This window comes from Streptomyces cinereoruber, from assembly GCF_009299385.1.
Taxonomy (GTDB): domain Bacteria; phylum Actinomycetota; class Actinomycetes; order Streptomycetales; family Streptomycetaceae; genus Streptomyces; species Streptomyces bikiniensis.
In genome coordinates, this window is sequence record NZ_CP023693.1 from 5,823,058 (window position 1) to 5,848,942 (window position 25,885).

General features: G+C 75.7%; 20 protein-coding genes. 12 read left to right on the forward strand and 8 right to left on the reverse strand.

Features of this window, described 5'->3' with window-relative positions; translation table 11 throughout:
- Positions 1–25 precede the first annotated feature (25 nt).
- Together CP977_RS26305 and CP977_RS26310 are read left to right on the forward strand one after the other, a co-directional pair.
- Positions 26–853 carry an enoyl-CoA hydratase family protein gene (locus CP977_RS26305; protein ID WP_062751771.1) on the forward strand — a complete coding sequence of 276 codons (828 nt, stop codon included), beginning with the start codon at positions 26–28 and terminating at the stop codon, positions 851–853.
- Positions 838–3,147, forward strand: coding sequence for a bifunctional salicylyl-CoA 5-hydroxylase/oxidoreductase (locus tag CP977_RS26310; RefSeq protein WP_062751769.1), 2,310 nt, complete (start codon positions 838–840; stop codon positions 3,145–3,147). Before CP977_RS26305 ends, CP977_RS26310 begins: the two co-directional genes overlap by 16 nt.
- A 19-nt stretch (positions 3,148–3,166) precedes the next feature.
- Here CP977_RS26310 and CP977_RS26315 read toward each other — a convergent pair whose 3' ends face one another.
- The gene (locus CP977_RS26315) at positions 3,167–4,675 is read right to left on the reverse strand and encodes a DUF4246 domain-containing protein (RefSeq protein ID WP_062751767.1); all 1,509 of its coding nucleotides are present in this window, start codon (positions 4,673–4,675) and stop codon (positions 3,167–3,169) included.
- 89 nt (positions 4,676–4,764) lie between these two features.
- On the reverse strand, positions 4,765–5,328 hold the full coding sequence (locus tag CP977_RS26320; RefSeq protein ID WP_109184209.1) for a dihydrofolate reductase family protein: 564 nt from the start codon (positions 5,326–5,328) through the stop codon (positions 4,765–4,767).
- A gap of 260 nt (positions 5,329–5,588) precedes the next feature.
- On the opposite strand from CP977_RS26320, the gene CP977_RS26325 reads away from it, so the two are divergent.
- The 4 genes from CP977_RS26325 to CP977_RS26340 all read left to right on the forward strand — a co-directional run bounded on the left by CP977_RS26325 (position 5,589) and on the right by CP977_RS26340 (position 11,373).
- Positions 5,589–7,382 carry a CoA transferase gene (locus CP977_RS26325; RefSeq protein ID WP_152370913.1) on the forward strand — a complete coding sequence of 598 codons (1,794 nt, stop codon included), beginning with the start codon at positions 5,589–5,591 and terminating at the stop codon, positions 7,380–7,382.
- Entirely contained in the window at positions 7,379–9,208 is a 1,830-nt protein-coding gene (locus tag CP977_RS26330) for a class I adenylate-forming enzyme family protein (protein WP_152370914.1), read from the forward strand. The genes CP977_RS26325 and CP977_RS26330 overlap by 4 nt, the downstream gene beginning before the upstream one ends.
- 247 nt (positions 9,209–9,455) lie before the next feature.
- Positions 9,456–10,712: a nucleotide sugar dehydrogenase gene (locus CP977_RS26335; protein ID WP_062751761.1), complete on the forward strand. Its 1,257-nt coding sequence runs from the start codon at positions 9,456–9,458 to the stop codon at positions 10,710–10,712.
- Between the two features lie 121 nt (positions 10,713–10,833).
- Entirely contained in the window at positions 10,834–11,373 is a 540-nt protein-coding gene (locus CP977_RS26340) for an EF-hand domain-containing protein (protein WP_062751759.1), read from the forward strand.
- 78 nt (positions 11,374–11,451) lie between these two features.
- Here the strand turns inward: CP977_RS26340 and CP977_RS26345 are convergent, their stop codons facing one another.
- Genes CP977_RS26345 through CP977_RS26365 form a run of 5 tightly spaced genes read right to left on the reverse strand, consistent with a single transcriptional unit; the run spans position 11,452 to position 17,473 of the window.
- Entirely contained in the window at positions 11,452–11,904 is a 453-nt protein-coding gene (locus CP977_RS26345; RefSeq protein WP_062751757.1) for a DUF6917 domain-containing protein, read from the reverse strand.
- A complete protein-coding gene (locus CP977_RS26350) occupies positions 11,901–12,983 on the reverse strand; it encodes a Gfo/Idh/MocA family protein (RefSeq protein WP_152370915.1) in 1,083 nt (360 codons plus the stop codon). Before CP977_RS26350 ends, CP977_RS26345 begins: the two co-directional genes overlap by 4 nt.
- Positions 12,980–14,167 carry an Ldh family oxidoreductase gene (locus CP977_RS26355; protein ID WP_152370916.1) on the reverse strand — a complete coding sequence of 396 codons (1,188 nt, stop codon included), beginning with the start codon at positions 14,165–14,167 and terminating at the stop codon, positions 12,980–12,982. Before CP977_RS26355 ends, CP977_RS26350 begins: the two co-directional genes overlap by 4 nt.
- Positions 14,164–16,443, reverse strand: a complete 2,280-nt coding sequence (locus tag CP977_RS35365) for a M20/M25/M40 family metallo-hydrolase (RefSeq protein WP_308017214.1) — start codon at positions 16,441–16,443, stop codon at positions 14,164–14,166. Before CP977_RS35365 ends, CP977_RS26355 begins: the two co-directional genes overlap by 4 nt.
- Entirely contained in the window at positions 16,427–17,473 is a 1,047-nt protein-coding gene (locus tag CP977_RS26365; protein WP_204116694.1) for a Gfo/Idh/MocA family protein, read from the reverse strand. The genes CP977_RS35365 and CP977_RS26365 overlap by 17 nt, the downstream gene beginning before the upstream one ends.
- 368 nt (positions 17,474–17,841) lie before the next feature.
- Between CP977_RS26365 and CP977_RS26370 the strand changes: the two genes are divergently transcribed.
- The 6 genes from CP977_RS26370 to CP977_RS26395 are packed head-to-tail and all read left to right on the forward strand — an operon-like array spanning position 17,842 to position 25,015.
- On the forward strand, positions 17,842–18,921 hold the full coding sequence (locus tag CP977_RS26370) for a DegT/DnrJ/EryC1/StrS family aminotransferase (RefSeq protein ID WP_229991684.1): 1,080 nt from the start codon (positions 17,842–17,844) through the stop codon (positions 18,919–18,921).
- The gene (locus CP977_RS26375; RefSeq protein ID WP_109184217.1) at positions 18,918–20,126 is read left to right on the forward strand and encodes a DegT/DnrJ/EryC1/StrS family aminotransferase; all 1,209 of its coding nucleotides are present in this window, start codon (positions 18,918–18,920) and stop codon (positions 20,124–20,126) included. Before CP977_RS26370 ends, CP977_RS26375 begins: the two co-directional genes overlap by 4 nt.
- A gap of 35 nt (positions 20,127–20,161) precedes the next feature.
- On the forward strand, positions 20,162–21,514 hold the full coding sequence (locus CP977_RS26380) for a protoporphyrinogen/coproporphyrinogen oxidase (protein WP_062751753.1): 1,353 nt from the start codon (positions 20,162–20,164) through the stop codon (positions 21,512–21,514).
- On the forward strand, positions 21,511–23,124 hold the full coding sequence (locus CP977_RS26385; protein ID WP_183953358.1) for an AMP-binding protein: 1,614 nt from the start codon (positions 21,511–21,513) through the stop codon (positions 23,122–23,124). The genes CP977_RS26380 and CP977_RS26385 overlap by 4 nt, the downstream gene beginning before the upstream one ends.
- The gene (locus CP977_RS26390) at positions 23,115–24,032 is read left to right on the forward strand and encodes a class I SAM-dependent methyltransferase (RefSeq protein WP_229991685.1); all 918 of its coding nucleotides are present in this window, start codon (positions 23,115–23,117) and stop codon (positions 24,030–24,032) included. Before CP977_RS26385 ends, CP977_RS26390 begins: the two co-directional genes overlap by 10 nt.
- Positions 24,029–25,015, forward strand: a complete 987-nt coding sequence (locus CP977_RS26395) for a UbiA family prenyltransferase (RefSeq protein ID WP_062751751.1) — start codon at positions 24,029–24,031, stop codon at positions 25,013–25,015. Before CP977_RS26390 ends, CP977_RS26395 begins: the two co-directional genes overlap by 4 nt.
- Before the next feature lie 13 nt (positions 25,016–25,028).
- Here CP977_RS26395 and CP977_RS26400 read toward each other — a convergent pair whose 3' ends face one another.
- The gene (locus CP977_RS26400) at positions 25,029–25,856 is read right to left on the reverse strand and encodes a PaaX family transcriptional regulator (protein WP_062751749.1); all 828 of its coding nucleotides are present in this window, start codon (positions 25,854–25,856) and stop codon (positions 25,029–25,031) included.
- Positions 25,857–25,885 lie beyond the last annotated feature (29 nt).

The following is a 25,885-nucleotide window of genomic DNA, read 5'->3' on the forward strand; positions in this document are numbered from 1 at the left end:
ACGCGGAGGAAGGAGGCCGTTCCGGATGAGTCCCTTCACCGGCTCCGCGCCCCGCACCACCCGCTGGCGCCACCTGCGCCTGGACATCGACGAGGGCGTCGCCACCGTCACCCTCGCCCGGCCCGCGAAGCTCAACGCCCTCACCTTCGGCGCCTACGCCGACCTGCGCGACCTCCTCGCCGAGCTCTCCCGCGAGCGGACCGTCCGCGCCCTCGTCCTCGGCGGCGAGGGCCGCGGCTTCTGCTCCGGCGGCGACGTGGACGAGATCATCGGCGCCACCCTCGCCCTCGACACCGCCCGGCTCCTCGACTTCAACCGGATGACCGGCCAGGTCGTCCGCGCCCTGCGCGAATGCCCCTTCCCCGTCGTCGCCGCCCTCCACGGCGTCGCCGCGGGCGCCGGGGCGGTCCTGGCCCTCGCCGCCGACTTCCGGATCGCCGACCCCACCACCCGCTTCGCCTTCCTCTTCACCCGGGTCGGCCTCTCCGGCGGCGACATGGGCGCGGCCTACCTGCTGCCCCGGGTCGTCGGCCTCGGCCACGCCACCCGGCTCCTCATGCTCGGCGAGCACGTCCACGCCGCCGAGGCCGAACGCATCGGCCTCCTGAGCGAGCTCACCGAGGAGGGAGCCGCCGACGCCCGCGCCGCCGCCCTCGCCCGCCGCCTCGCGGACGGCCCCGCCCTCGCCCTCGCCCAGACCAAGGCCCTGCTCACCGCCGAACTCGACATGCCCCTGGCCGCCTCGGTCGAACTGGACGCGGCCACCCAGGCCCTCCTGATGCACGGCGAGGACTACGCCGAGTTCCACGCCGCCTTCACCGAGAAGAGGCCCCCGAAATGGCGGGGCCGGTAACCGCGCGAGGGGCCCGGGGCAGACCCCGCCCCCCGTCCCCCTCCCGCATCGCCGTCGTCGGCGGCGGCCCCGGCGGGCTCTACGCCGCCGCCCTGCTCAAACGGCGCGACCCCCGGCGCGAGGTCACCGTCTGGGAGCGGAACGCGCCCACCGACACCTTCGGCTTCGGCGTCGTCCTCTCCGACGAGACCCTCGGCGGCATCCGGGACGCCGACCCCGTCGCGTACGCGGCGCTCGACCGCGAACTCGTCCGCTGGGACGACATCGACATCGTCCACCGGGGCCGGCGCACCACCTCCACCGGCCACGCCTTCGCCGCCCTCGGCCGCCGCCGGCTCCTGGAGCTCCTGCACGCCCGCTGCGCCGACCTCGGCGTACGGCTCCGCTTCCGCGCCGAGGCCCCGCCCCCCGCCGCACTCGCCGCCGCCCACGACCTGGTCGTCGCCGCCGACGGCGTCCACAGCCGCACCCGCGAGACGTACGCCGCGCACTTCCGCCCCCGGATCACCACCCACCGCTGCCGCTACATCTGGCTCGCCGCCGACTTCGCCCTCGACGCCTTCCGCTTCGAGACCGCCGAGACCGAGCACGGCGTGCTGCAACTCCACGCCTACCCCTACGCGTCCGGCTCCTCCACCGTCATCGTCGAGGCCCGCGAGGAGGTCTGGCGCGCCGCCGGCCTCCACACCCTGGACGAGGCCGCGTCCACCGCCCGCTGCGCCGAACTCTTCGCCGGGGCGCTCGGCGGCCGGAAGCTGCGCGCCAACAACTCCGCCTGGACCGCCTTCCGCACGGTCGTCAACGAGCACTGGTCGTACGGCAACACCGTCCTCATCGGCGACGCCGCCCACACCGCGCACTTCTCCATCGGCTCCGGCACCAAACTGGCCGTCGAGGACGCCCTCGCCCTCGCCGACGGCCTCGACGCGCACCGCACCACGGCCGACGCCCTGGCCGCCTACGAGGCCGGGCGCCGCCCCGCCGTCGCCTCCACCCAGCGCGCGGCCGCCGCCAGCCTGCACTGGTTCGAGGAGCTGGCGGGCCGCGCCGACCGCCCGCCCCGCCGCTTCGCCTTCGACCTCCTCACCCGCAGCCGCCGCGTCACCCACGCCAACCTGCGCCTGCGCGACCCGGCCCTCACCGCCGCCGTCGAGGACGACTTCGGCTGCCCGCCCGGCACCCCGCCCATGTTCACCCCCTTCCGGCTGCGCGGCCTGACCCTGCGCAACCGGATCGTGGTCTCCCCCATGGACCTGTACGTCGCGGAGAACGGCGTCCCCGGCGACTTCCACCTCGTCCACCTGGGCTCCCGGGCCCTCGGCGGCGCCGGACTCGTCATGACCGAGATGGTCTGCGTCAGCCCCACCGGCCGCATCACCCCCGGCTGCACCGGCCTCTGGACCGACGAACAGGCCGCCGCCTGGAGCCGCGTCACCGACTTCGTCCACACCAGCGCGCCCGGCACCGCGATCGGAGTCCAGCTCGGCCACTCCGGCCGCAAGGGCTCCACCCGGCGCATGTGGGAGGGGATCGACCGGCCGCTGCCCGAGGGCAACTGGCCCCTCGTCGCCGCCTCACCCCTCCCGTACCGGCCCGGCGTCAACCAGACCCCGGCCGCCCTCGACCGCGCCGGACTCGCCGCCGTCCGCGAGGAGTTCACGGTCGCCGCCCGGCGCGCCGCCCGCAGCGGCTTCGACCTCCTCGAACTCCACGCCGCCCACGGCTACCTGCTCTCCGGCTTCCTCTCCCCGCTCACCAACCACCGCACCGACGCCTACGGCGGCGACCTCGAAGGACGCCTCCGCTTCCCCCTCGAAGTCCTCGACGCGGTACGGGAGGCCTGGCCCGACGACCGGCCCCTGACCGTCCGCATCTCGGCCACCGACTGGGCCGAGGGCGGCACGACCGCCGAGGACGCCGTCGCGACCGCCCGCGCGCTCGCCGCGCACGGCGCCGACGCCATCGACGTCTCCACCGGCCAGGTCGTCCCCCACGAGACCCCCGCGTACGGCCGCTCCTACCAGACCCCGTACGCCGACCGCATCCGCAACGAGACCGGCGTCCCCGTGATCGCGGTCGGCGCGATCTCCTCCTGGGACGACGTCAACTCCCTGCTCCTGGCGGGCCGCGCCGACCTCTGCGCCCTCGCCCGCCCCCACCTCTACGACCCCCACTGGACCCTCCACGCGGCGGCCGAACAGGGCTACGAGGGCCCGGCGGCCCCCTGGCCCGACCCGTACCGCGCGGGCAGCCGCCGGCCGCCCACCGGCCGCCGCGACCAGGAGGCCCCCTGAGCCGGGGTCGCCGCGACGCTCAGTGCTCGCAGAGGGAGAACTCGCGCTCGTACAGCTGCTCGTTGTGCTCGTCCACGAAGAACTTGCGCTCCTTCATCAGCTCCTCGCGGTACCCCTCGGCCTGCGCGCGCGTCATGGTCGAGGTGTCGGACCACGGCTGCTGCGGCGGCACGTCGGACGTCGAGACGATCCGCTCCGACGGGTCCACCAGGAAGAACGCGAGGATCTTGCGGTGCCCCGGGCGGGCGGGGTCCGCGAGGCGGAACGGGGCGACGCGGTGCTGGAGGACGTTCGGAAACGCCAGGCAGCGGCCCGCCGGGGTCGCCACCGACCCCAGCACCTGGTTCAGCGCGTCCTCGTCCTCCAGGCCGTAGACCTCGCGCAGGCCGTCGTCGTCGTTCTGCTCGTAGTCCGGGTCGTCGAGCGCCGTCCGGAAGCCCAGCCGGCTCTCGGTGATGTTCTCGCTGTCCCAGTAGAAGAGGCCGGTCGAGACGATCCGCTCGTTCAGCATCCCCTCGACGTGCCAGGAACCACCGGCGTACTCGGGCTCCTCCGGCGTCAGGTGGATCGTGGCGAGCTTGACGATCACCTGGAGGCGTCGGCCCCGCAGGTCGACCCGGGCGGACGCGTCGGGCAGCGCGGGCGGGGTGAAGTCCGGGGCGTCCGGGACGACCGGGCGGCGGTTCTCCCACCAGGCCTCGTAGGCCTCCTCCCACGCATTGAGGGCTTCGCGGTGCGCCTCGGCGTCACCGTAGGAGTCCTTGCGCGGGTACTCCGGCTTCGAGCCGTACCACCCGTAGGGGTCGGCCTCGACCCGCGGGGGCCGGGGGTGGCGCAGATCGGTCAGCACGTTCTCGAACAGCGGGCGGAAGCGCGCGAACAGCTCCGGCAGCACGGCGGCCAGCTCGCGATGGGCCTCGGGGTGCAGGTTGTTGACGTACGAGAGGAAGGCGGCGCCGCCTTCCTCATCGACCTCGACGTCCGTGGGAAGCCACTGGAACCGCTCCGAGAACTCGTGCTTCGAGTAGCTGTTCGTCGGGTTCCGCCAGGCCTCCTCCGGACCCCCGCTCACGTCCCTCACCAGGCAGAACAGCGAAGGGTGCACCAGGTCGAGGACCTGGCCGTCCGATCCGGGGTGCCAGTCCCTCTCCGCCTCCGGGACCTCCTCCAGGACCCGGACCGCCTCGCGCAGCCGGGACCGCAGCCCGTCGTCCACCAGCGCGTCCGACTGCCACACGCCGTCGACGCCGGACACCTCGACGCCGGTCCGCCCGTCCCGCAGCGCGGCGTAGTGCGCGAGCTCGGCGAGGACATAGCGGACCTGCGCCTCGGTGAGCCCCTGTGCGACCGCCTCCCGCGACCACCGGGCGGCGATCTCGGGGTCGTTCATCTTCTCGAACCAGTCCGGCTTCTCCCGGATGTGCGCGCTGCACTCGATCATCTGGAGTTCCCGCAGCGTCCGGGGCGTCGCGAACGGTATGGAGCGGGAGGTCTGGAAGGGCAGCGGGAAAGCGGACAGGCCGGACAATGCTCTTGTTCCTCACGGTCGGTGGGCGATGGCGGGAACAATACTTCGACGGTCCGACATCGCGGCCGCGGTCCGGCGGACGGGGCTCCTCAGCGCACCACGCGGTGGCGGAGGTAGACGACCTTCGCCCCGAAGGTACGGGTCTCCACGAGTTCGAGGTCCACCCGCCGTTCGTCCCGGGGGAAGAACGGGATGCCGCCGCCGACCAGCACCGGATGGACCATGGCCCGGTACTCGTCGATCAGCCCCGCCGAGGCCGCCTCGGCCGCCAGCGTCGCGCCCCCGATCGCGATCTCGCCCTCCCCGGGCTCGGCCCGCAGCCGCTCGATCTCCTCCGCCACGCTCCCGGAGGCCAGCCGGGCGTTGCCCCGCACCTCCGTCAGGGTGGTGGAGAACACCACCTTCGGGAGCGGATTCCAGAGCGAGATCCACTCGCGCGTCGGGGCGTCGAGCGACGGGTCCTGGTCGGCGGTCTCCCAGTACAGCATCGTCTCGTACAGCCGCCGCCCCATCAGATGGACGCCGACCCCCCGGATGTCCTCGATCCAGAAGCGGAAGACCTCCTCGTCGGGCCCCGACCAGTCGAAGCCGCCGTCCGGCCCGACGATGTAGCCGTCCAGGGAGACGCCCATGGAATAGGTCACTCTGCGCATCGGAAAGCCTCCTCGGTGACGGGGTTCCGACAGTACGGCCGCCGGACGACGGGGGACGCGACGCGACGCGCGGGAGTCCGCCCGGGACACGCCCGGACCCGCCCGTCCCGTTGAACAACCCTGCGAACCCTCCCCGGTGGGGATGAAGCGCCGTCGCCGCCGTGCCCCCGGTCGCCCTCCCGCTGTTCTTCCGGCGGAAAGATCGTTCCGACGCCGGGAGAGGGCGCGATGCAGCGAGGCGGGGAAGGCGGTCGGCGCACATGAGCCCGTACCAGGAGGCCGGGCCCCGGACGCCGCCCGCCGCCACCCGCACCGCCCGGGCGGTGGCCGGGGACCTGCTCGACCGCACGCTCGACGGCCTGCCCGACCGGGTCCCCACCGTCTGGGAGGTCGGCGGCGCAGGGCCGGTCGGCGTCGACGCGGGCGACGAGCGCGCGGTGCAGGCCGCCTGCGGCGTCATGCACGTGCACGGCCGGGCCACCGGCGCCCCCGCGCCGCTCGCCGCCGACTACGTCTCCACGGTGACCGGCGTCCTCGTCGCCCAGGGCGCCACGGCGGCCCTCCTCGCCCGCCGCCGGGGCCGCCCGCCGCTGCGGACCCGCACCTCGCTCGCCCAGGGGGCGCTCCTCACCGTCACCCAGTACCTCGCCGCCGCCACCGCGGACGACGGCACGGGGACCCGGGTCACGGACGACGGGACGGGGCTCGCCACCCTCACCACCGCCGACGCCGTACGCGTCGAGATCGAGACGCTCGACCCCGAGGCCTGGGCCGGGTTCTGGCACCGGCTCGGCGTGCCGCCCAGGACGGCGGGACGCGGCTGGCAGCCCTTCCAGACCCGCTTCGGCACGGCCGTCTGCCCCCTGCCCCCGGAACTCCGCGCCGTCGTACGGGCCCACCCCCTGGAGGCCGTACGGCGGGCGGGCGCCGAGCACGGCGTGTCGGTCGCCGCGATCGGGGAGGCGACGACGGCCCCGCCCGGCCTCGCCCCCTGGACCCTCGCACCGGCCCCTCCCGCCGGTCGGCCTCCGTACTCCCCGGCCCCGGCCGACCCGTACGCCCTGTTTCCGCGTCCCCCGGCCCCGGCCGACCCGGGCGCCCTGCCGCTGGCCGGCCTGCGGGTGGTCGAGTCCGCCCGCCGCGTCCAGGGACCCGTGGCCGGGCACGTGCTGCGGCTGCTCGGCGCCGAGGTCGTCCGCGTCGAACCCCCCGGCGGCGACCCCATGCGCGGCCTGCCCCCGGTCGCCGGGGGCTGCTCGGTCCGCTTCTCCGCGCTCAACCACGGCAAGTCCGTGACCGAGGCCGACCTCACCACCCGCCCGGGCCGGGAGACCGTACGCGAACTGGTCTCCCGCGCCGACGTCTTCCTGCACAACTGGGCCCCCGGCAAGGCCGGGGCCCTCCGCCTCGACGCCGACGCGCTGCACGCCGTCAACCCCCGTCTGGTGTACGCCTCCGCCTCCGGCTTCGGCACCGCCCTCGGCCCCGTCCCGCCGATCGGCACCGACTACCTGGCCCAGGTCCACGGCGGCCTCGCCGCCGCGCTGCGCCCCGCCGGGGAGCCGCCCGCGCCCTCCCTGATGACCGTCACCGACGTGCTCGGCGGCCTGGTCCTCGCCCAGGCCGTGCTCGCCGGCCTCCTCGCGCGCCAGGAGACCGGCCGGGGCTGCCGGGCCGCGTCGTCGCTGCTCTCCGCGGCGGCCCTGGTCCCGCGCCCCGGCCGGCGCACGGCCCTCTCCCCGCTGGACCGCCCGCTGCCCACCGCCGACGGACTGCTGTACCTGGGGGCCGAGGCGCGGGCCCTGCCCCGGGAGGTGGCCCGGACCGTCGGTGCCACCGGACCCGCCACGGCGGGGGAGCGGCTGCGGGCCCGTACGACGGACGCGTGGCTGGCCGAGCTGCGGGCGGCCGGACTGCCGTCCGTCGCCGTCCGCACCGACCTGGCGGACCTCGCGACGGACCCGGCCTTCGCCCGCGCCGTCCTGCCGCCGGACGAGCGCCTCCCGTACGCGCGTCCCGCCGCGCCCTGGGAGTTCACGGAGGAGATCCGATGACCACGGCCCCCACCACCCACCGGGCCCCCTGGCGCTCCCGCAACGGCCTGGAGTTACCCGACAGGGTCCCCCGCGCCGACCGCGCGGCCTGGGAGGCCCGGGGCCTCTGTCCCGACGCCGACCTCTTCACCCTCTTCCGGGAACACGCGCTCGCCGCCCCCGGCCGCGACGCGGTGGTGGACGAGCGGGGGGCCCTCTCCTACGGCGAGCTGTACGCGGAAGTGCTGCGCGTCGCGGGCCTGTTCGCGGAGGCGGGGCTCGGCCCCCGGGACGTGATCGCGCTCCGGCTCCCCAACGGGCGCCTCGCGGCGGCGGCGGAACTGGCCGTCTACGCCCTCGGCGCGGTCGCCCTGCCGTACCCGCTCGGCGGCGGCGTCCGGGACACCCTCTCGCTCCTCGCCCGCTCCCGGGCGGGCGGAGCCGTACTGAGCGAATCCGAGGACCTCGCGGCGACAGCTGAACTCCCCTGGTTACGAGCGGTGTTCACGACCGGCCCGGACGCCGCGCCCGGGGTGCGGCGACTGGACCGCGCACCGGAGGACGGACCGTTCCGCCCGTCCGGCCCGCCCGCCGAGTCCACCGCCCCGGCCCGCATCCTGGTCTCCTCCGGCTCCGAGACCGAACCGAAGATGATCGCCTACAGCCACCAGGCCATGGCGGGCGGCCGAGCCGCCTACGTACGAGCCCTCGCCGACGCTCCGGCCCGTACTGGGCCCAGGACCCCCGCCGACTCTTCGGCCCGTGCCGGCGCCCCGGCCTTCACCGGCTCCCCGGCCGGCCCCGCGACCCCGCCCGGATTCCCGGTCGTTCCCGGCCCTTCGGCGGAGCCCGAGCCCCCGGTCGCGCCGCCCCGGCTCCTCGTTCTCGTCCCGCTCGCCTCCTCGTACGGCTCCCTGGGCGTTCCGGTCGGGCTCGCGGCGCTCGGGGGGACCCTGATCGTGCGCGGGCGGTTCGACGCCGCCGACGCGCTCCGGGCGACCGTCGAGCACCGGCCCACGCACCTCTTCGGGGTGCCGACCATGCTGCGGCGGATGGCGGACCTGCCGCGCCTCCCGGGCGAGGACACCTCGTCGCTGCGGGCCGTGGTCTCCAGCGGCGCCGCGCTCCCCGCCTCCACCGCGGCCGCCTGCCTCGAGCGGTTCGGCGTACCGGTCGTCACCGTGTACGGCTCGTCGGACGGCGTCAACTGCCACACCGCCGCCCCAGGCGCCCCCGCCGGGGACACGGCGGGCACCCCCGACCCCGCCGTGGCCGTCCTCCGGATCGTCCGGCCCGACGGCACCCCGGCGGACACCGGGGAACCCGGGGAGATCCAGGCCAAGGGCCCCATGACCCCGCTCTGCTACGTGGCCGCCCCCGACCTCGACGCCCGCTACCGCACCGCCGACGGCTGGGTCCGCACCGGCGACCTGGGGGCGCTCGACGGGAAGGGGCGGCTGCAGGTCCTCGGACGGCTCAGGAACGTGGTGATCCGGGGCGGCCACACCATCAGCCCGGCCGAGGTGGAACAGGAGCTGGGCACCCATCCGGGGATCGCGGAGGCGGTCTGCGTACCGGTGCCGGACGAGGAGTTCGGGGAGCGGCTGTGCGCCTGCGTACGGCCGGTGCCCGGGGCGCCCGCGCCCGCGCTGGGCGACGTGACCGCGCACCTCGCCGCCCGGGGCCTGGAGCGGCGGAAGTTCCCCGAGTACCTGCTCGTCCTCGACCGGATGCCGCTGCGCCCCACCGGCAAGGTCTGCCGCCGCACCGCCGCCGCCCGCGCGGCGGCCGCCCTTGGCGTCGATACGCCACCGGGTGCCACGGTTTTCGCCGAACGAAGCAGATGATTTCACTCGTCCAGGCGAAATGGTTCATCTATGGCGCCAAGGCGTCGAAACGCGTGCAATCCTGTCACCAGCAAGCGGAATCCCTGATTCAACTTCCTTTGCGGCAGAGGCCCTTCGACGGGCCCGCCCCCGTTCACGGAGAACTCTCTTGCGCCGTTCCCTCGTCGTCCTCGCCCCCGTCCGCAGCGGCTCCCGCACCTGACGGACCGGATCACGAGGGAACCCACACCGGACACATGGGGGAAACATGTTCACAGAACTCGCCGTGGTCGGCCTCGGCTACGTCGGTCTCCCGCTGGCCCGCCGGGCCTGCGAGGCGGGCCTGACGACCGTCGGCCACGACATCGACGCCGCCGTCGTCGCGGGCCTGGAGGGGGGCCGCTCCCACATCGGGGACGTCCACGACGCGGACGTCGGGGCGATGCGGGCCGCGGGCTTCCGCGCGAGCACCGACCCCGGCGTCCTCGCCGGCGCCCACACCGTCGTCGTCTGCGTGCCGACCGGCCTCACCCCGGCCGGCGAACCGGACCTGGAACCGCTGCTCGCGGCCGTCCGGACCGTCGCCCGCCACCTCGAACCGGGCACGCTGGTCTGCGTCGAGTCCACCAGCCACCCGGGGACCACGGAGGAGATCGTCCGGCCCCTCCTCGAAGCGAGCGGGCTGCGCGCCGGCGAGGACTTCCACCTGGCGTACTCGCCCGAGCGCATCGACCCCGGCAACCGCCACCACACCCTGCGCACCACGCCGAAGGTCGTCAGCGGCTCCACCGAACTCTGCGCCAAGCACGCCGCCGCCTTCTACGAACGCCTCGTGGACGAGGTCGTCGTCGCCGCCGGGACCCGGGAGGCGGAGATGGCCAAGATCCTGGAGAACGCCTACCGGTACGTGAACATCGCCCTGGTCAACGAGGCCGCGGTCTACTGCGACCGGGTCGGCATCGACATCTGGGACGTGCTGCGCTGCGCGGACACCAAGCCCTTCGGGTTCTCCGCGTTCCGCCCAGGCCCCGGCGTCGGCGGCCACTGCATCCCCGTCGACCCCCGCTACCTGATGACCCGCGCCGCCGAACAGGGCTTCACCTTCCACACCCTGGGCGCCGCCCGCGCCGTGCTCGACGCGATGCCGGAGCACGTCGCGGGGCGCGCCCGCGACCTGCTCGCCGCCACGGGCAAGGACCCCGCGCGGGCCCGGGTGACGCTGCTCGGCGTCGCCTACAAGGCCGACGTCGCCGACACCAGGGAGTCGCCCGCCTACCCCGTGGCCCGCGCCCTGCGCGCCCTCGGGGCCCGGCTCGCCCACCACGACCCGCACGTCGAGCGGTTCGAGGTGGACGGCGACCCCGTGCCCCGGCAGCCGTCGCCGGAACGGGCCCTCGCCGACAGCGACCTGGTGGTGCTGCTCCAGGACCACTCCGCCTACCGGGAGGTCGACTGGGACCGGGCCGCCTGCCCGGTCCTCGACACCCGGGGAACGGCGGAGGGCCGGCGCGTGGTGCGCCTCTGACGCCGCACCGCGCCCCCACGGACTCCCGGCCCGGGACGCGCCCGCGCGTCCCGGCCGCGGGACAAGCGCGTCCGGACGCCGTCCGGACGTCACACGAGGAAAGAAACAAGGAGAACGACCCATGACCATGGCCATCGACAACGTCGCCCAGGAGCGCCTGTCGAAGCGTTTCGACAAGTGGGACGCGGACGGCAACGGCCTGCTGGAGCCCTCGGACTTCACCGCCGAGGCCGCCGGCATCGCCCGTGCGTTCGGCGAGTCCCCCGAGTCGCCGAAGGCCACCGCGCTGCGCGACGGCTTCGTCGCCATGTTCGAGGAGCTGGCCCGTCGGGCGGGCGTCGCGCCGCAGGGCTCGATCGACCGCGCGCAGTTCCTCCAGGCCGCCGGTGAGGTCGTCCAGGGTGGCGCCGCCACCTTCGACCCGGTGTTCTCCCCGGTCGCCAAGGGCATCGTCGGCCTGGCCGACCGCAACGGCGACGGCGTCATCGACGGCACCGAGTTCGCCACCTGGCTCAAGGCCCTCGGCCTCGGCGAGGCGCAGGCCCGCGAGGCCTTCAAGCAGATCGACGCCGACGGCGACGGCACCCTGTCCGAGCAGGAACTGCTCGCCGCCGTACGCAAGTTCCACCTCGGTGAGCTCGACGTCGAGCTGCTCGGCTGAGACCGGCGCCTGACCCGACAGCGGCCGGCCGGCGTCCCCTCCAGGGGCGCCGGCCGGCCGTCGTGGTGTGCCGCGTCGTCAGTCGGCGGGCGTGAAGACCACCGGGGTCTCCGGCGCGAGCGCCAGGGACCGGCCGGTCAGCAGCCGGGGCGCGTGGATCACGATGTTGTAGTGGTTGGGCAGGTGGCAGCCGTCGAAACCGAGTACGGTCCCCACCGGCTCCCCGCCGATCAGGACCGTGTCCCCCCGGTCCACGACCCCGCCGAGGTCCAGCTCCACGAAGCCGAGGAAGCCGACCCGGTCCACCCGGGCGCCCGGCTCGTCGGTCCACCGGTCGGTGGTCAGCAGCTCGTGCACCTCGCCCCGGCGCACACAGCGGGCCGCGAACGGCTCCAACTCCATGCCCCGGTCGGTGCGTTCGTGCAGCAGCACCTTCACCAGGGTTCCGCGCACCGCCCGCTTGGCGCCGTTCTCGTGCAGCCCGGAGTCGAGGGAGGGCGGGGCCGCGGGGAGCGCGGGGGAGGAGGTCATCGGGACTCCGATCGACGGACGGCGCGCGGCTCGTGCGGTTCACGCGGCCTGTGCGGTTCGTTCGGCTCGTGAGGGGTACGGGGCCGGGGCGGGCCGGGCGCCGCCGCCTCCGCCGCGTACACGGCGGCGACCAGTTCGAGCGCGGCGAGGCCGCCCTCGACGGCCCGGGAGGGGTCGGGCAGGGAGCGCAGCCGGGCGAGGTCGCGCAGGACGCCCTCGTACTCGTGCCACAGCGACTCCTTGAAGCCGGGGCGGCCGTCCAGCATGTCCGCGTACAGCTCGGTGCCGTCGTCGAGGCGTACGAGCACGTCCTTCACCTCCCCGGGGTACGACCAGTCCAGCTCCACCCGGCCCCGTCCCCGCCCGTCCGGACCGGCCAGCTCGACCACGGCCTGCCGGTCGGTGCCGGAAGCGTCCCGGACCACCTCGGCGGCGACGACCTCCGAAGGCCGCTCGCCAAGGACCAGCCGTACCAGGTCGAAGGCGTTGGGCCCGTTGTCCGCGACGCAGCCGCCGCCGCAGCGGGCCGGGTCCAGGTACCAGGTGTCCGCGCCGATGTGCTCCTCGATCCGCTCCAGGTACCGCACCCGCACGGACTCCACCCGCACCTGGCCGCCCGGCGGGGGAAGCCGGTCCAGGAGGTCCAGGACGCGGTCGTTGTAGCGGCGGTGGAACGCCGTGAAGAGGGGGACGCCGTGCTCCCGGGACAGCGCGGCGAGCCGCCGCCCGTCCGCCGGGTCCAGGGCGAGCGGCTTCTCCACGCACACCGGGACGCCGGCCCGCAGCGCGTCCGCGCACACCTCCGCGTGCGCGTGGTTGGGCACCGCCACGACCAGGGCGTCCAGGCCCCCGGCGGCGAGCAGGACCCGGTGGTCGGTGTGGCAGGCGACCCGGCCGCGGTGCGGGGCGAGGGCCTCCTCGCGCAGGTCGCAGACCGCGGCCACCTCCCACCCGGGCAGCCGCTCGGCCGCCGCCAGGTAGAAGCGGGAGATCACCCCGAGCCCGGCGATCCCCAGGCGCAGGGGCCGGCCGTCCTCGGTGTGCGGTGCCGCGCCGCCGTCTCCGCCGGCCGGCGTCATCGGCTCTCCTCCCCGGTGGCCGGGGCGGTCGCGGTGACCGGGAGCCGTGGGTCCGGGACCGTCGCGGCGGCCGGGAGGCGCAGGCCGAGAGCGGTCAGTTCGGCGTGCAGCGGGGCGGGCAGCGGAACGCCCGAGGCGCGCCGCTCCTCGGCGCGCTCGGCCTCCGGGTGCCCCGGGTAGCGGACCGGCTCCCCGCCCGGGAGCGGAGGACAGTCCAGTACCGTCCCGAACATCTCCCGGGCGTCCCCGGCGAAGCCGTCGCGCAGCGCGTCGGGGGCGACCGCCAGGACGAGGAAGCCGATGTCGTCGTCGCTGCCGCCCGGCCTGCCGTCCCCCTCCAGGGCTGCCGGGGCGGGCCCGGTGGCCGCCCCGGGCAGCAGGGCGGCAAGGAGTTCCACGGCGAGCCCGAGGCCGAACCCCTTGAACGCGCCGGTCGCCGGGGTGCCGCCCAGCCAGCCGAGCCAGGCCTCGCCCCGGTCGTACGCGGACGCGTCCCGCACCGGGCGCCCGGCGTCGTCGGTGAGCCAGCCCTCGGGGGCCTCGCGCCCGTCCCGGGCGGCCGTGCGGACCCGTCCGGTGGGGACGACGGTGGTGCTCATGTCGAGGACGAACGGGCGCCCCTCGGCCGCCGGGGCCGCCACGCTCAGCGGATTGGTCCCGAGCAGGGCCGCCGCGCCGAGCGGCGGACGGGCGATGCGCTGGCCGCCGCAGTTGGAGGCCACCACGCCGATCATGCCCCGGTCGGCGGCCCGCCGCGCGTGGACGCCCGCGCAGCCGAAGTGGGTGGCGCCCCGCACCGACACCAGGCCGATGCCGTGGCGGGCCGCCCGTTCCGCCGCGAGGTCCATCGCCTCCGACGCGGCCCACAGGCCGAGCGCCCGCCGGTGGTCCAGGAGCACGCAGGCCCCCAGGTCGCGCAGGACCTCCGGCTCGGCGGCCGGGTCGGCGCCGCCGGACTCCAGGAGCGGCCGGTAGAGCCGGCCCAGGTTGAACACGCCGTGCGAGTCCATGCCGGTCAGGTCGCCGTAGCAGAGGGCTTCGGCGGCGAGCCGGGCCCGGGCCTCCGGGACCCCGAGCCGTACGAAACAGGTGGCGGTCTCGCCGAGCAGCGTCTCGTACGGGACCGTCACCTCCCTCCGTACGTCGCTCCGGGGTGCGGCGCCGTCGGGCAGCGTGGACGTCATGCGGTTCCTGCTTTCTCGGTGAGGTCGGTCGGTACGGGCGTGGGTGCGGGCACGGGGTGACGGGCCTCGTCCCGCCGCCGTACGTCGTCGGCGAAGGCGGTGAGCAGCGCGGCGGTGCGGTCCGCGAACGCCTCCAGGTCGGCCAGGTCGACGAACTCGCCCGCCGCGTGGGCCCGGTTGGCGTCGAGGGAGCCCGGTCCGAACACCGTGGTGAAGGAGTCCGGCAGGCCCTCCGCCCAGATCGCGTCGCAGGTGAAGGCCGGTTCGTCGTCCGGCCACCGGTCGACGCCCGCCTCCGCGAAGAGCTTGTCGCCCCACTCCGGCTGGGGGCCGAGCGCGGGCAGGCCGTGCTTCTCCCACTCCAGGCGGGTGATCCGGGCGGCGTCTTCGGCGGTCCGCGCGAACGGCGGCGTGCCGGAGAACCGGGCGGTGAACTCCCGCAGTCCCGCGTCGAGGGCCCGGACGAGCGCCCGCTCGGCGGCGGCCCCGGCCTCCGCGGTCGCGTACGCCAGGTTGAGCAGCAGGCTGCCGGTGCCGTGCACCTTGTTGTGCAGGGTGCCGGTGTGCAGCCCCGCCACGCAGACCGTGAACGGCGGTGCGCCGGACGCGTCCCGGCCGAGGGCGGCCGCGAGGTGCTGGGCGAGGAAGCCGAGCAGGACGGTGGCGTTGTGCCCGGCCTCCGGCCGGTCGTCCACGGCGTCCTCGCCGGCGACCGTGATCCGGGCGGTGGCGGCGGCGGTCGCGCGGGGCAGGTGGCGCAGGCCGGTCGGCTCGCAGAACACGTTGAGCCGGCCCGTCCACCCCGCCTCCACGAGCGGCCGGGTGCCGAAGGTGCCGAGCGCCCCGCCCTCCTCGCCCGCCACCGCCTGTACGAGCACCGCGACGTCCCGGCCGATGTCCGGGCGGGCCCGGGCGGCGGCCGCGACACCGGCGAGCAGCGCCACCGCGGGCCCCTTCGCGTCCACCGCGCCCCGGCCGGTGAACCGGGTCCCGTCGAACGCGGGGGGCTCGCCGCCGGCGACGGTGTCCAGGTGCACGTTGAACATCACCGTGCGCTCCCGGGGAAGTTCGGGCCCCAGCCGCAGCACCAGGCTCGGCTGGTCCGCCAGGAACGCCGGGTCGGCGGCGACCGCGCGCCGCACGGGCGCCGGGGTGTCCTCGCGCAGGACCGCCGAGGGGTCCGGGGCGCCGAGGCGCACGGCCCCGAACCCGAGCCGCTGCGCCGCCGTCGCGTACGACCGCAGGGCGGCGGCCGTCAGACGAGGCGCGCCGGGGCCGGTCTCCAGCGGCCCGGCGGTGGGCGTGTGCAGTAGATGCAGCAGCAGGCCCGTGTCGACGGCGGGGCGCGCCGGGGTCTCCGGGACGGCGGTCGGGGCGGGAAGCGGCAGGGCCGCCAGGCGGCGGGCCGCCCGTACGAAGGGACCGGCCGCGTCCTCGCCCCGCACCCCCTCGTGCGGGACCACCGCCAGGTGCGGTTCCAGTGAGTACGCGCCCCGGTAGCCGTACTCCTCCAGCAGGCGTACGCAGTCGGCGACCCGGGCGGTGCCCTCGCCGGGCAGGGTGTAGACGGCCTCGCCGGGCCGGTCGCCGGGCAGCGCGTCCTTGACGTGCACGTGGGCGACGTACGGCAGCAGCTCTGCGAGGAGGGCGTGGGCGTCGTACCCGTACGGGACGCCGTTTCCGGTGTCGAACAGGACGCGCAGCGCCGGGCTGTCCACCTCGGCGAGGAGCCGGAGCGTCCGGGCGGCGTCGGAGCCCGCCCAGCCCGCGCAGTTCTCGTGCAGCAGCTCGACGCCGAGGGATTCCGCCCGGCGGGCGAGCCGGCGCATCCGGTCGATCGCCCCGGCCGCCCACTCCTCCTCGGGGAGCCCGCCGTCGGTCCACGACATGACGCGCAGGCTGCGGCAGCCGAGGATCCTGCCGTACGCGGCGAGCCGTTCCAGCTCCTCCAGGTCGGCGGAGAAGGGGCCGGTGACCGGGCGGGCCCAGTTGCCGATCCGGGAGTCGAGGCAGACCACGCCGAGGCCCGCCGCGTGCAGCCGACCGGCGGCCTCCCGTACGGCCGGCTCGGGCAGGTCGGCGAGGGCCGTGCCGTCCAGGGAGCGCAACTCCAGCGAATTCCAGCCCAGTTCGCGGGCGACGGCGATCTGCCCGGCCAGGCCGGGGGCGGCCTCGTCGCCGATGCCGGTGATCCGGCCGGTCAGGTCGAGGGGACGGGTGTACGCGGGGGAGTAGGCGTGCTCTGCGTACGCGGGGGACTCAGTGGACCGCGACACGGGGAGCCTCCTCGTACCGGCCCTCGACGGTCTCCTCCGCGCAGCGCCGCTTGGCCGCGTCGAGCAGCCGGACCGCGTCGGCGTGCAGGGCGAAGTCCTCCTCCCAGGAGGGGTCGTCGGCCGGGGCCCCGGCGAACCGGGTGTAGGCCCCGAGCAGGAACGCGGCCAGCGCGTCGTCGCGGAACACCTCGCGCCGCCCGTCCACGACGAGCTGGACGTGGTCGTCGGCGTCGCTCGCGGCGAAGTGGGCGACGGCGGTGCCGCGTTCGAAGGCGAGGAGGGCCCTGCGCTCCCGTACGGGCGAGGTCAGGTCGGAGAAGAGGCGGGTGCGCACCCCGCTCGCGTGCCGCAGCTCCAGGAGCGCGGAGCCGAGCCCCGGGCGCACCGTCCCTCCGATCCGCAGGTCGGTCAGCCGGGCCCCGGTCGGCTCGGCGGGACCGGCCAGGGAGAGGACCAGGCCGAGGGAGTGCGGCAGCTCCACGTCGAACGCCGTGGGGTGCCCGTCGTCGGCGCCCAGCGAGCGGGCGAAGCGCGGCTTGTGCTGGGTGACGTCGACGCGCAGCAGCCGCCCCAGGCCGCCCGATTCGATCAGGTCGCGGAGCCGCCCGGCCAGCGCCGAGGCGGGCCAGTGGGCCACCACCGCGAGGCGGAGGGCGTGGCGGGCGCGCAGCTCCGTCACGGCGGTCAGCTCCCCGGCGTCGGCGGCGAGCGGCTTCTCCACGATCAGGTCGCGGTAGCCCGCCCCGCACAGCTCGGCCAGGACGGCGGACCGGCCGGCGGGCGGGGTGCAGACGTGGACGACGGCCCGGTCGGGCGGCAGCAGCTCCCGGGCCTCTTCGAGGGACGGGGTGACGGTGACCCCGTCCGGCACCGGGGCCCGCTCTCCGGGCCGGGGATCGACGGCGACCACCGGCCCCCGCCACGCGTCCGGCGAGCGGTCGAGGGCGGTGCGCAGGGCCCGCAGGTGCAGCCCGGCCCCGGAACGGCCCAGTCCGACGATCAGGGGCTGTCGGATCGGGGGCTGCTTCATGCGGTTGTTCCATCCAGTGGTTCGGAACCCGTGCGTACGGGCGGGTGCGGCGAAGAATCTCGCCGTGCCGAGCGACACCGGTCAAGGAAATCGGAGGTGTTGTCACCGGAAAGTATGAAGTTCCTTTGAGGCTTTGAGACTTCATTCTTCCGGCTGTTAGATTCACCGGGCAGACTTTCCTCAGGCGGGGTCGGGCCCGCCCGTCATATTTTCGCGGGCCGCCGACCTGACCTCAGTTGACACCGACCTCAGCCGAAACCGGCGCGCCGTCGGCCGAGAAGAATTGTTTCCGCGTGACGTTATCCAGCATTCCCTTTTTCTCCCAGGCGAAGACATTCGAAAAGATCTGGCCGGACCTCCGGGCCGGGGTGGACGAGATTTTCGCCGACGGCAAGTTCTCGCATTCGCGGCAGGTCGGCCGCCTCGAAGAGGCCCTGGCGGACTACACCGGGGCCCGGCACGTGATCGGGGTCAACAGCGGCACCGACGCCCTGGTGCTGCTCCTGAAGGCGTGCGGGCTGCGCCCCGGGGACCGGGTCCTGGTCCCCGCGTACTCCTTCGTCGCCACCGCCACCTCCGTCGTCCTGGCCGGCGGGCAGCCCGTCTTCGCCGACATCGATCCCGACACGTACGCCATGGACCCCGGCCGGATCGGGGACGCGGCGGACGGCGCCCGGTTCGTGATGCCGGTCCACCTCTTCTGCCGCATGGCCGACATGGCGGCGCTCACCGCCCTCGCCGCCGACCGCGGCCTGACGCTCGTGGAGGACAGCGCCGAGGGCATCGGCATGCGGCAGCACGGCGTCCACGCCGGACTGCACGGACGCGGCGGGGTCCTCTCCTTCTTCCCCAGCAAGACCCTGGGCGCGCTCGGCGACGCCGGGGCCGTCCTCACCGACGACCCGGACCTCGCCGAGCGCGTGGCCGCGCTGCGGCACCACGGCCGGACGGGCCGCACCCTCGCCCACTTCCCCGGCATCTCCAACGAGACCCGGTACGTCGGCCACAACAGCAAGATGGACGACCTCCAGGCCGCCGTCCTGCTCGCCAAGCTCACCGTCCTCGACGAGGACGTCCGGCACCGCGCGGCCCTGGCCCGCCGCTACGACGAGGGGCTGCGGGGGACACCCGGCATCACCCGGCTGCCCGCCGTCACGGGCGCCCCCGACGAGGTCTTCTACGTCTACCTGATCGAGACCGAGCGGCGCGACGCGCTCGCCGCCCACCTCCAGGAGCGGGGCATCGGCACCGAGACGTACTACCCCCGGCCGCTGCACCTCCACCCCTGCTTCACCGGACTCGGCCACCGGCCCGGCGACTTCCCCGTCGCCGAGGCCGCCGCCGGCCGCGCCCTCGCCCTGCCGCTGTACGCCGACCTCACCGAGGCCGAGGTCGACCGCGTCTGCGCGACCGTCCGCGCCTTCCACACCGGGAGGGTCCCCGCATGACCACGACCAGCACCCACGAGGACCCGGCCGTCGGGGACGGCCCCGCGACCGGCGGCCGCGTCCCCTTCTTCCCGCCCGACCTCTTCCACGAGGACCGCGACGCCCTCCTGCGGCTCCTGTACGAGATCGGCACCGGCGCGGACCAGAAGTTCATCCTGGGCGACCGCACCCGCCGCTTCGAGGACGCCCTGCGCGACCGGCTCGGCGCCGCCGACGTGGTCGCCTGCTCCAGCGGCACCTCCGCCCTCCACCTGATCCTCACCGCCCTCGGCATCGGCCCCGGCGACGAGGTCGTGGTCCCCGCCCTCGGCTGCGCCCCGCTCGCCGCCGCCGTCCTGCACACCGGCGCCGTCCCCGTCTTCGGCGACGTCGACCCCCGCACCCTCACCCTCGACCCCGAGGACGCGCGGGCCCGCATCACCCCCCGCACCAAGGCGCTGATGCCCGCCCACATGTTCTCCGTCATGGCCGACATGCCCCGCTTCGCCGCCCTGGCCGCCGCCGAGGGGCTGCGCCTGGTCGAGGACTCCGCCGTCGCCCAGGGCGCCGTCCTCGACGGCACGCCCGCCGGACTGTGGGGGGACGCCGGGCTCTACTCCTTCGTCCAGGTCAAGTCGTTCGGCATGCCCGGCGAGGGCGGCGCCGTCGTCACCCGGGACGAGGAGACCGGCCGCCGCGTCCGCATGCTCCGCAACCACGGTCAGGACGGCGTCCACCGCGGCCTGCACCACGTGATCGGCGTCAACAGCCGCTTCGACGAGATCCAGGCCGCCTTCCAGCTCCACCGGCTGCCCGGCCTCGACGCGCGCCTGGAGCGCCGGGCCCGGATCGCCGCCCACTACACCGAACGCCTCGCCGGCCTGCCCGGCCTCACCACCCCGCCGCCCGGCACCGACGGCCGCTGTTACTACGTCTACACCCTGCTCGCCGACGACCGGGACGCGCTGCGCGACCACCTGGACGCCGAGGGCGTCGACACCCACGTCTACTACCCGGCGACCCTGCCCGACCAGGCCGCCTTCGCCCCCGTCGCCGCCGCCTCCTCCGTACGGACCGGAGCCGACCCCGCCGGACCCGACTGGCCGCACGCCCGCGACGCCGCCCGCCGGCAGCTCTCGCTCCCCGTCCACCACCGGCTCACCGACGCCCAGGTCGAACACGTCGCCGACACCGTCCGCGCCCACGCCCTGCGCACCCGCGCGTGACCACGCCGCCCCCACCCCCCACGGAGTACCCCCGCATGACCCCTGACCTCGACGTCGCCGTCGTCGGTGCCGGACTCGCCGGTCTCGCCGCCGCCCACGAACTGCGCCGCAGCGGCCACGAGGTGTGCGTCCTCGAAGCCGCCGACGCCCCCGGCGGCCGGATGCGCAGCCTCCGCCGCGACGGCTACCTGATGGACACCGGAGCCGAACAGATCTCCGCCCGGGGCTACCGCGCCACCTGGCAGCTCATCCGCCGGGCCGGACTCGCCCCCGACGACGTGCCCCGCATCGGCCGCCCCATGGCCGTCTGGCGCGGCGGACGGCCGCACAACGGCGTCGGCGAACCCCGCGCCGTCCTCACCGGCGCCGGACTCGTCCCCGCCGCCCGCCCCTCCCTGGCCCGTTTCCTCGCCTGGAGCGGCCGGCACCGCGCCGCCCTCGACCACGACCACCCCGAGGACACCCCGCTCGGCGCCGACACCGTCGCCGCCCTCGCGCGCCGCCACCACCCCGACCTCCACGACCACCTGCTCCAGCCGCTCTCCGGCGCCTTCTTCGGCTGGGACGCCGAACGCAGCGCCGCCGCGCCCCTGGTCGGCCTGCTGCTCGCGGTCGGACCGGTCTCGGCCTGGCGCACCTACCGCGGCGGCATGGACCTGCTCGCCACCCGCCTCGCCGCCGGCCTCGACACCCGCTACGGCCGGCGCGTCGAGGAGGTCACCGACCACGGCGACCACGCCCGGCTCACCGTCGACGGCACCGCCCTCACCGCCCGCGCGGTCGTCCTCGCCGTGCCCGCCCCCGTCGCGCTGCGGCTCACCGACGGCGCCGACCCGGACGCCACCGGCTACCCGGCCGCCTCCACGTACCGGCCCATGTACAAGGTCAGCTGCGCCCTCGACCGGCCGCTCGCCCCGCGCGGCGGCGCCTACGCGCTGCTCACCCCGGAGTGCGAGGAGCCGGTCCTGTCCTGCCTCATCGCCGACCACCTCAAGTGCCCCGACCGCGCCCCCGCCGGACGCGGCCTGATCAGCCTGCTCGCCTCCCCGCGCCGCATCCCCGAACTGGTCGAAGCGGGCGAGGAGGAGGCCGCCCGCCGGCTCACCGCCGCCGCCGAACGCTACGTACCCGGCCTCGGCGCGTCCCTCACCGCCACCCACGTCCACCACTGGCCGCAGGCCATGCCCGAACTCACCCCCCGGGCCCTCGCCCTGCGCGGCGCGTTCCTGCGCCGCCCGGCCCGCGCCGTCGAGTACGCCGGGGACTGGGTCGCCGCCCGCCCCTCCAGCGAGGGCGCCGCCCGCTCGGGCGCGCTCGCCGCCGCCCGCGTCCTCGCCCACCTCGCCCCTCGCCGGGGCCGCACCCTCCGGCAGGAGACCGCAGCATGACCCCCCACGACCTGGGCGTCCTCTTCGACGAACTCGCCGACGCCGGCACGTCCACCCGCTTCCACCTCGACCGCCCCTTCGACCTCACCCCGGGACCGGCCGGGGCCGACGCCACCGAGTGGACCGTCCCCGAACTCGCCCTGCTCGTACGGGAGACGGCGGGCGCCCTCGCCGCCGCCGGGGCCGGACCCGGCGACCGCGTCGCGATCGTCAAGGCGAACCACTGGGACTACGACCTGATCGCCTGCGCCGCCATCCGCACCGGCGCCGTCCCCGTCAAGCTCTCCGACCACCTCCCGCCGGCCGCCCTGCGCGTCCTCCTGGACCGCTGCGCGCCCCGCGTCCTGGTCACCGACCTCGACGTCCTCGGCCGCGACCCGTCGGCGGACCTCGCCGGTACGGCCCGTACCACCGTCGTCCTCGGCCCCGGCGGCGAACTCCCGCCCGGCACCGTGCACATCGACGACCTGGCCGGACACCCCGACCCCGGCCCGCACCCCCGCGACGACGACGCGCCCCTGGTCGTCGTCCACACCAGCGGCACCACCGGCGTGCCCAAACTGGTCGCGCACACCACCCGCACCCTGGTCCACCACCTCGCCCGCTTCGAGACCCGGCCGGTGCCGCGCATCGGACTGCGCCGCGACGACACCCTCTTCAACGCCAGCTCCTACGCCCACGGCCGCACCATCTGCTGGACCGCCGTCGCCCCCGTCCGCGCGCCCCGCCACATCACCCTCGACTCCACCGGCCGCCCCGAGACCGCCGACCTGCTGCTGCGCGCCCATCCGCCCACCGTCGTAGAAGCCCTCCCGGCCCGCTACGTACGGCTTCGCCCGCTGACCCGCCGCCTGGACAACCCCTTCCGGGACGTACGGACGTACATCAGCACCTACGACGCCGTGCACCCACCGGTCGTCCGGGCCTACCTCGGGGCGAGCGCGCGGCGCGGGCCGGTGTGGATGCAGGGCTGGGGGCAGAGCGAGACCGGCCCGCTGACCTTCGCCTTCCACACCCGCCGCTCCGTGGCGCGGGCCGCCGACGGCGCCCCGACCACCGTGCGCGACCTCGGCCGGCCCGTCCCCCTGAAGACCCGCCTGAAGGCCGTCGACCCCGACACCTTCCGGCCGGTGCCCCCGGGCACCCCCGGCCTGATCCTGTGCCGCACCCGGGCCCTCGCCCCCGACTACCCGGGCGAGCGGGAGCGCTGGGAGGCCAAGGTCCACGACGGCTGGTGGAACACCGGGGACGTCGGGACGATCGCCCGCGACGGCAGCGTCCGGCTGCTCGACCGGGAGGTCGACCACCTCCCCGGGTTCAGCTGCCTGCGGACCGAGGACGTCCTGGAGGACCGGCTGCCCGAGGCCCTGGAGTGCGTCGTCCTCGCCCGCCCCGACGCGGCCCCGCTGCCCGTCGTCGTCACGGAGGACGGCGTCCTCGAACCGGCCCGCTGGAAGGAGGCCGTCGCGGGCCTGCCGCTGCTCGCCGACCCCGTCGTGCTCGGCTGGGACGAGGTCCCGCGCACCGGCACCGGGAAGGTGCGGCGCGTGCCCCTCCTCGAACGCCTGACGGGCAGCACGGAGACCTGCGGGACGGGCCGGTGGACGTGAGGCCGGGGACGGTGGACCCGGTGGACGCCGACCCGCCGGAACCGACGGCGGACCCGGTTCCGCCCGCCCCCGCCCCCCGCGGCTACGTCTTCGACAACGACAGCCCGCACAGCGCCCGCCACCACGCCAGTCTCGAAGCGGCGCTCGACCCCCTGACGCTCGGTCACCTCCGGGACGCGGGCGTGTCCCCCGGCATGCGCTGCCTGGAGATCGGGGCCGGCGCGGGCAGCGTCGCCCGCGCCCTGCTCCGGTTCGTCTCGCCCGGCGGCACCGTCACCGCCACCGACCTCAAACCGGGCCGGATCGCACCGGAACCCGGCCTGACCGTCCTCGCCCACGACGTGGTCGACGACCCGCTGCCCGGGAGCGGTTACGACGTCGTCGTGGCCCGCCTGGTCCTCCAGCACCTGCCCGAACGGCAGGCGGTCCTGCGGCGCCTCGCCGACGCGCTCGCACCCGGCGGCCTCCTCCAGGTCGACGAGTTCGACGCCGGACACGAGCCGTGCCTGCTCGCGCCCTCCGAGGACGACGCCCGGCTCTACGCCCGCTTCACCGACGCCAAGGCGGCCCTGATGCGCGCCTCGGGCGGCGATCCGACCTGGGGCCGCCGGGCGGCGGCCGCGCTCCGCGACGCGGGCCTGACCGACCTCCGGATCCGGCCCCACGTGCTGCTGCGCGCCCCCGGGACCCCGGCCCTCGGCCTCCAGCTCCACCACCTCGCCCAGCTCGCGCCCCGGCTCCTCGACACCGGCTTCACGCGCGCCGAACTCGACCGGCTGGAGGCCCTGATGCACGGCCCGGGGTTCGCCGCCGCGACCGGCGTCCTCTACTCCGTACAAGGCCGCCGTCCGGCCCGGCCGGAGCACCCACCAGCACACCGCACCACAGACAGCCCCGAGGCGACATGACCGACTCCACGCTCACGACGACCACCGCGCCCGCCGGACCGCCCGCGCCCCCCGCCCCAGCGGAGGGCAGGCTCAAGACCTACGCGCGGCTCGGCAAGCTCGACGTGTACGACTACTACCTGGGCACCTTCATCGCCCTGTCCGCCGTCGTACCGCTCGCCGGCGCGCTCACCGGGCGCACCGCCGCGCTCTTCGGCGTCTTCCTCGTCGGGCAGGTCCTCCTCCTGATGGCGATGACCGCCTTCGACGACGTCACGGGCTTCCGCGACGGCAGCGACATCACCAACTACGGCCCCGACCACCCCCTGCGCAACGTGCGCCGCAAGCCGCTGGTGGCCGGGACGCTGACCGTCCCCGAGGCCCTGCGGTTCGCCTGGACCTGCGCCGCCCTCGCCGCCGCCCTGTTCGCGGTCACCGCGCTCCTCGCGCCGCACCGCCCGGCCTGGACCCCGATCGGGCTCGTCGTCCTGTGGGTGGTGACCCTCCAGTACTCCTACGGCGTCAAGCTCAGCTACCACGGCTTCCAGGAGGTCTACCTGGTCGCCCTGGGCTTCGCGCTCGTCATCCTGCCGTACGGCATGGTCACCGGCCGGGCCACCGGCCTCCTCCTGGTGCAGGCCGTCCTCTTCGGCTTCGGGCCGCTGATGTTCGGCGTCTACTCCAACACCAACGACGTCGACGGCGACCGGGCCGTGGGCCGTCCGACCGTCGCCGCCCTGGTCTCGGAGCGGGGCAACGCGCGGTTCATCGGCGCGCTGTCCCTGGCCGAGTTCCTGACGATCGCGGGCGCGAGCGCGACGGGGATCGCCCCCTGGTGGTTCGTCCTCCTGATGCTGCCGGCCTCGCTGCTGCGCCTCCGGCAGTACCTGCTCGGCTTCCGGAGCGGCGACATCATGCGGGCCCGGCGCACCGGCTTCGCCGTGCACCGACTGGGCGTCGTCCTGATGGTGGCGTCCCACCCGCTGGCGGCGGCCCTCGGGTGACGCGCCCGGCGCCCTACTCCCCGTGCTCGGCGAGGAAGGGCCGTACGAACTCCGCCCCCCGGTCCCGCAGCAGCTCGTGCAGGGCGGCGAAGACCTCCGCCGAGCGGCGGCCCGGCCAGTCGCCGGGAAGGAGCTCCGCCGGGAGGACGGGGTCCGCGTACGGCAGGCGGCGCCAGGAGTCGAGGGCGAGCAGATAGTCCCGGTAGGCGTCCCCGGGGTCGCCCGGCCTCTCCCGCCACGCCCGCAGGACCGGCTCGTGGGCGGTCAGGAACTCCTCGTGCAGGGCGGCGATGGCGGGCAGGTCCCACCAGCGGGCCGCCGCCTCCGCCGTCGCCGCGTACCCCAGGTGGTCGCCCCGGAAGAGGTCCACGTACGGGGAGAGGTCAAGGCGCTCCAGGGTGTTGCGGGTCTCCTCGTACAGGCGCGCGGGCGCGATCCAGACGCCCGGCGCCGCCGTCCCGAAGCCGAGGCGGGCGAGCCGGGAGCGCAGCAGGTGCCGCTTGTGCCGCTCGGCCTCGGGCACGGAGAAGACGGCCAGGACCCAGCCCTCGGAGAGCTTCGGCTCGCTCCGGGCGTAGATCCGGCGGTCGCCGTCGTCCAGGAGCCGGCGGGCGTCCTCCGAGAGGGCGTACCCGGCGGCCCCGCCCGCCGTCCGGCGCGGCAGCAGCAGACCGCGCCGCTTGAGCCGCGACACCGAGGAGCGCACCGAGGGCGCGTCCACGCCGAGGACGGCGAGCAGCCGGACGAGCGCGGCCACCGGCATCGGCGAGCCGTCGGACGTGCGCCCGTACGCGCCGTAGAGGGAGACGATCAGGGATCGGGGGGTGTGCTGCTCGGCCACGTGATCACTTTAGGCGGTGGGGGAGGGGG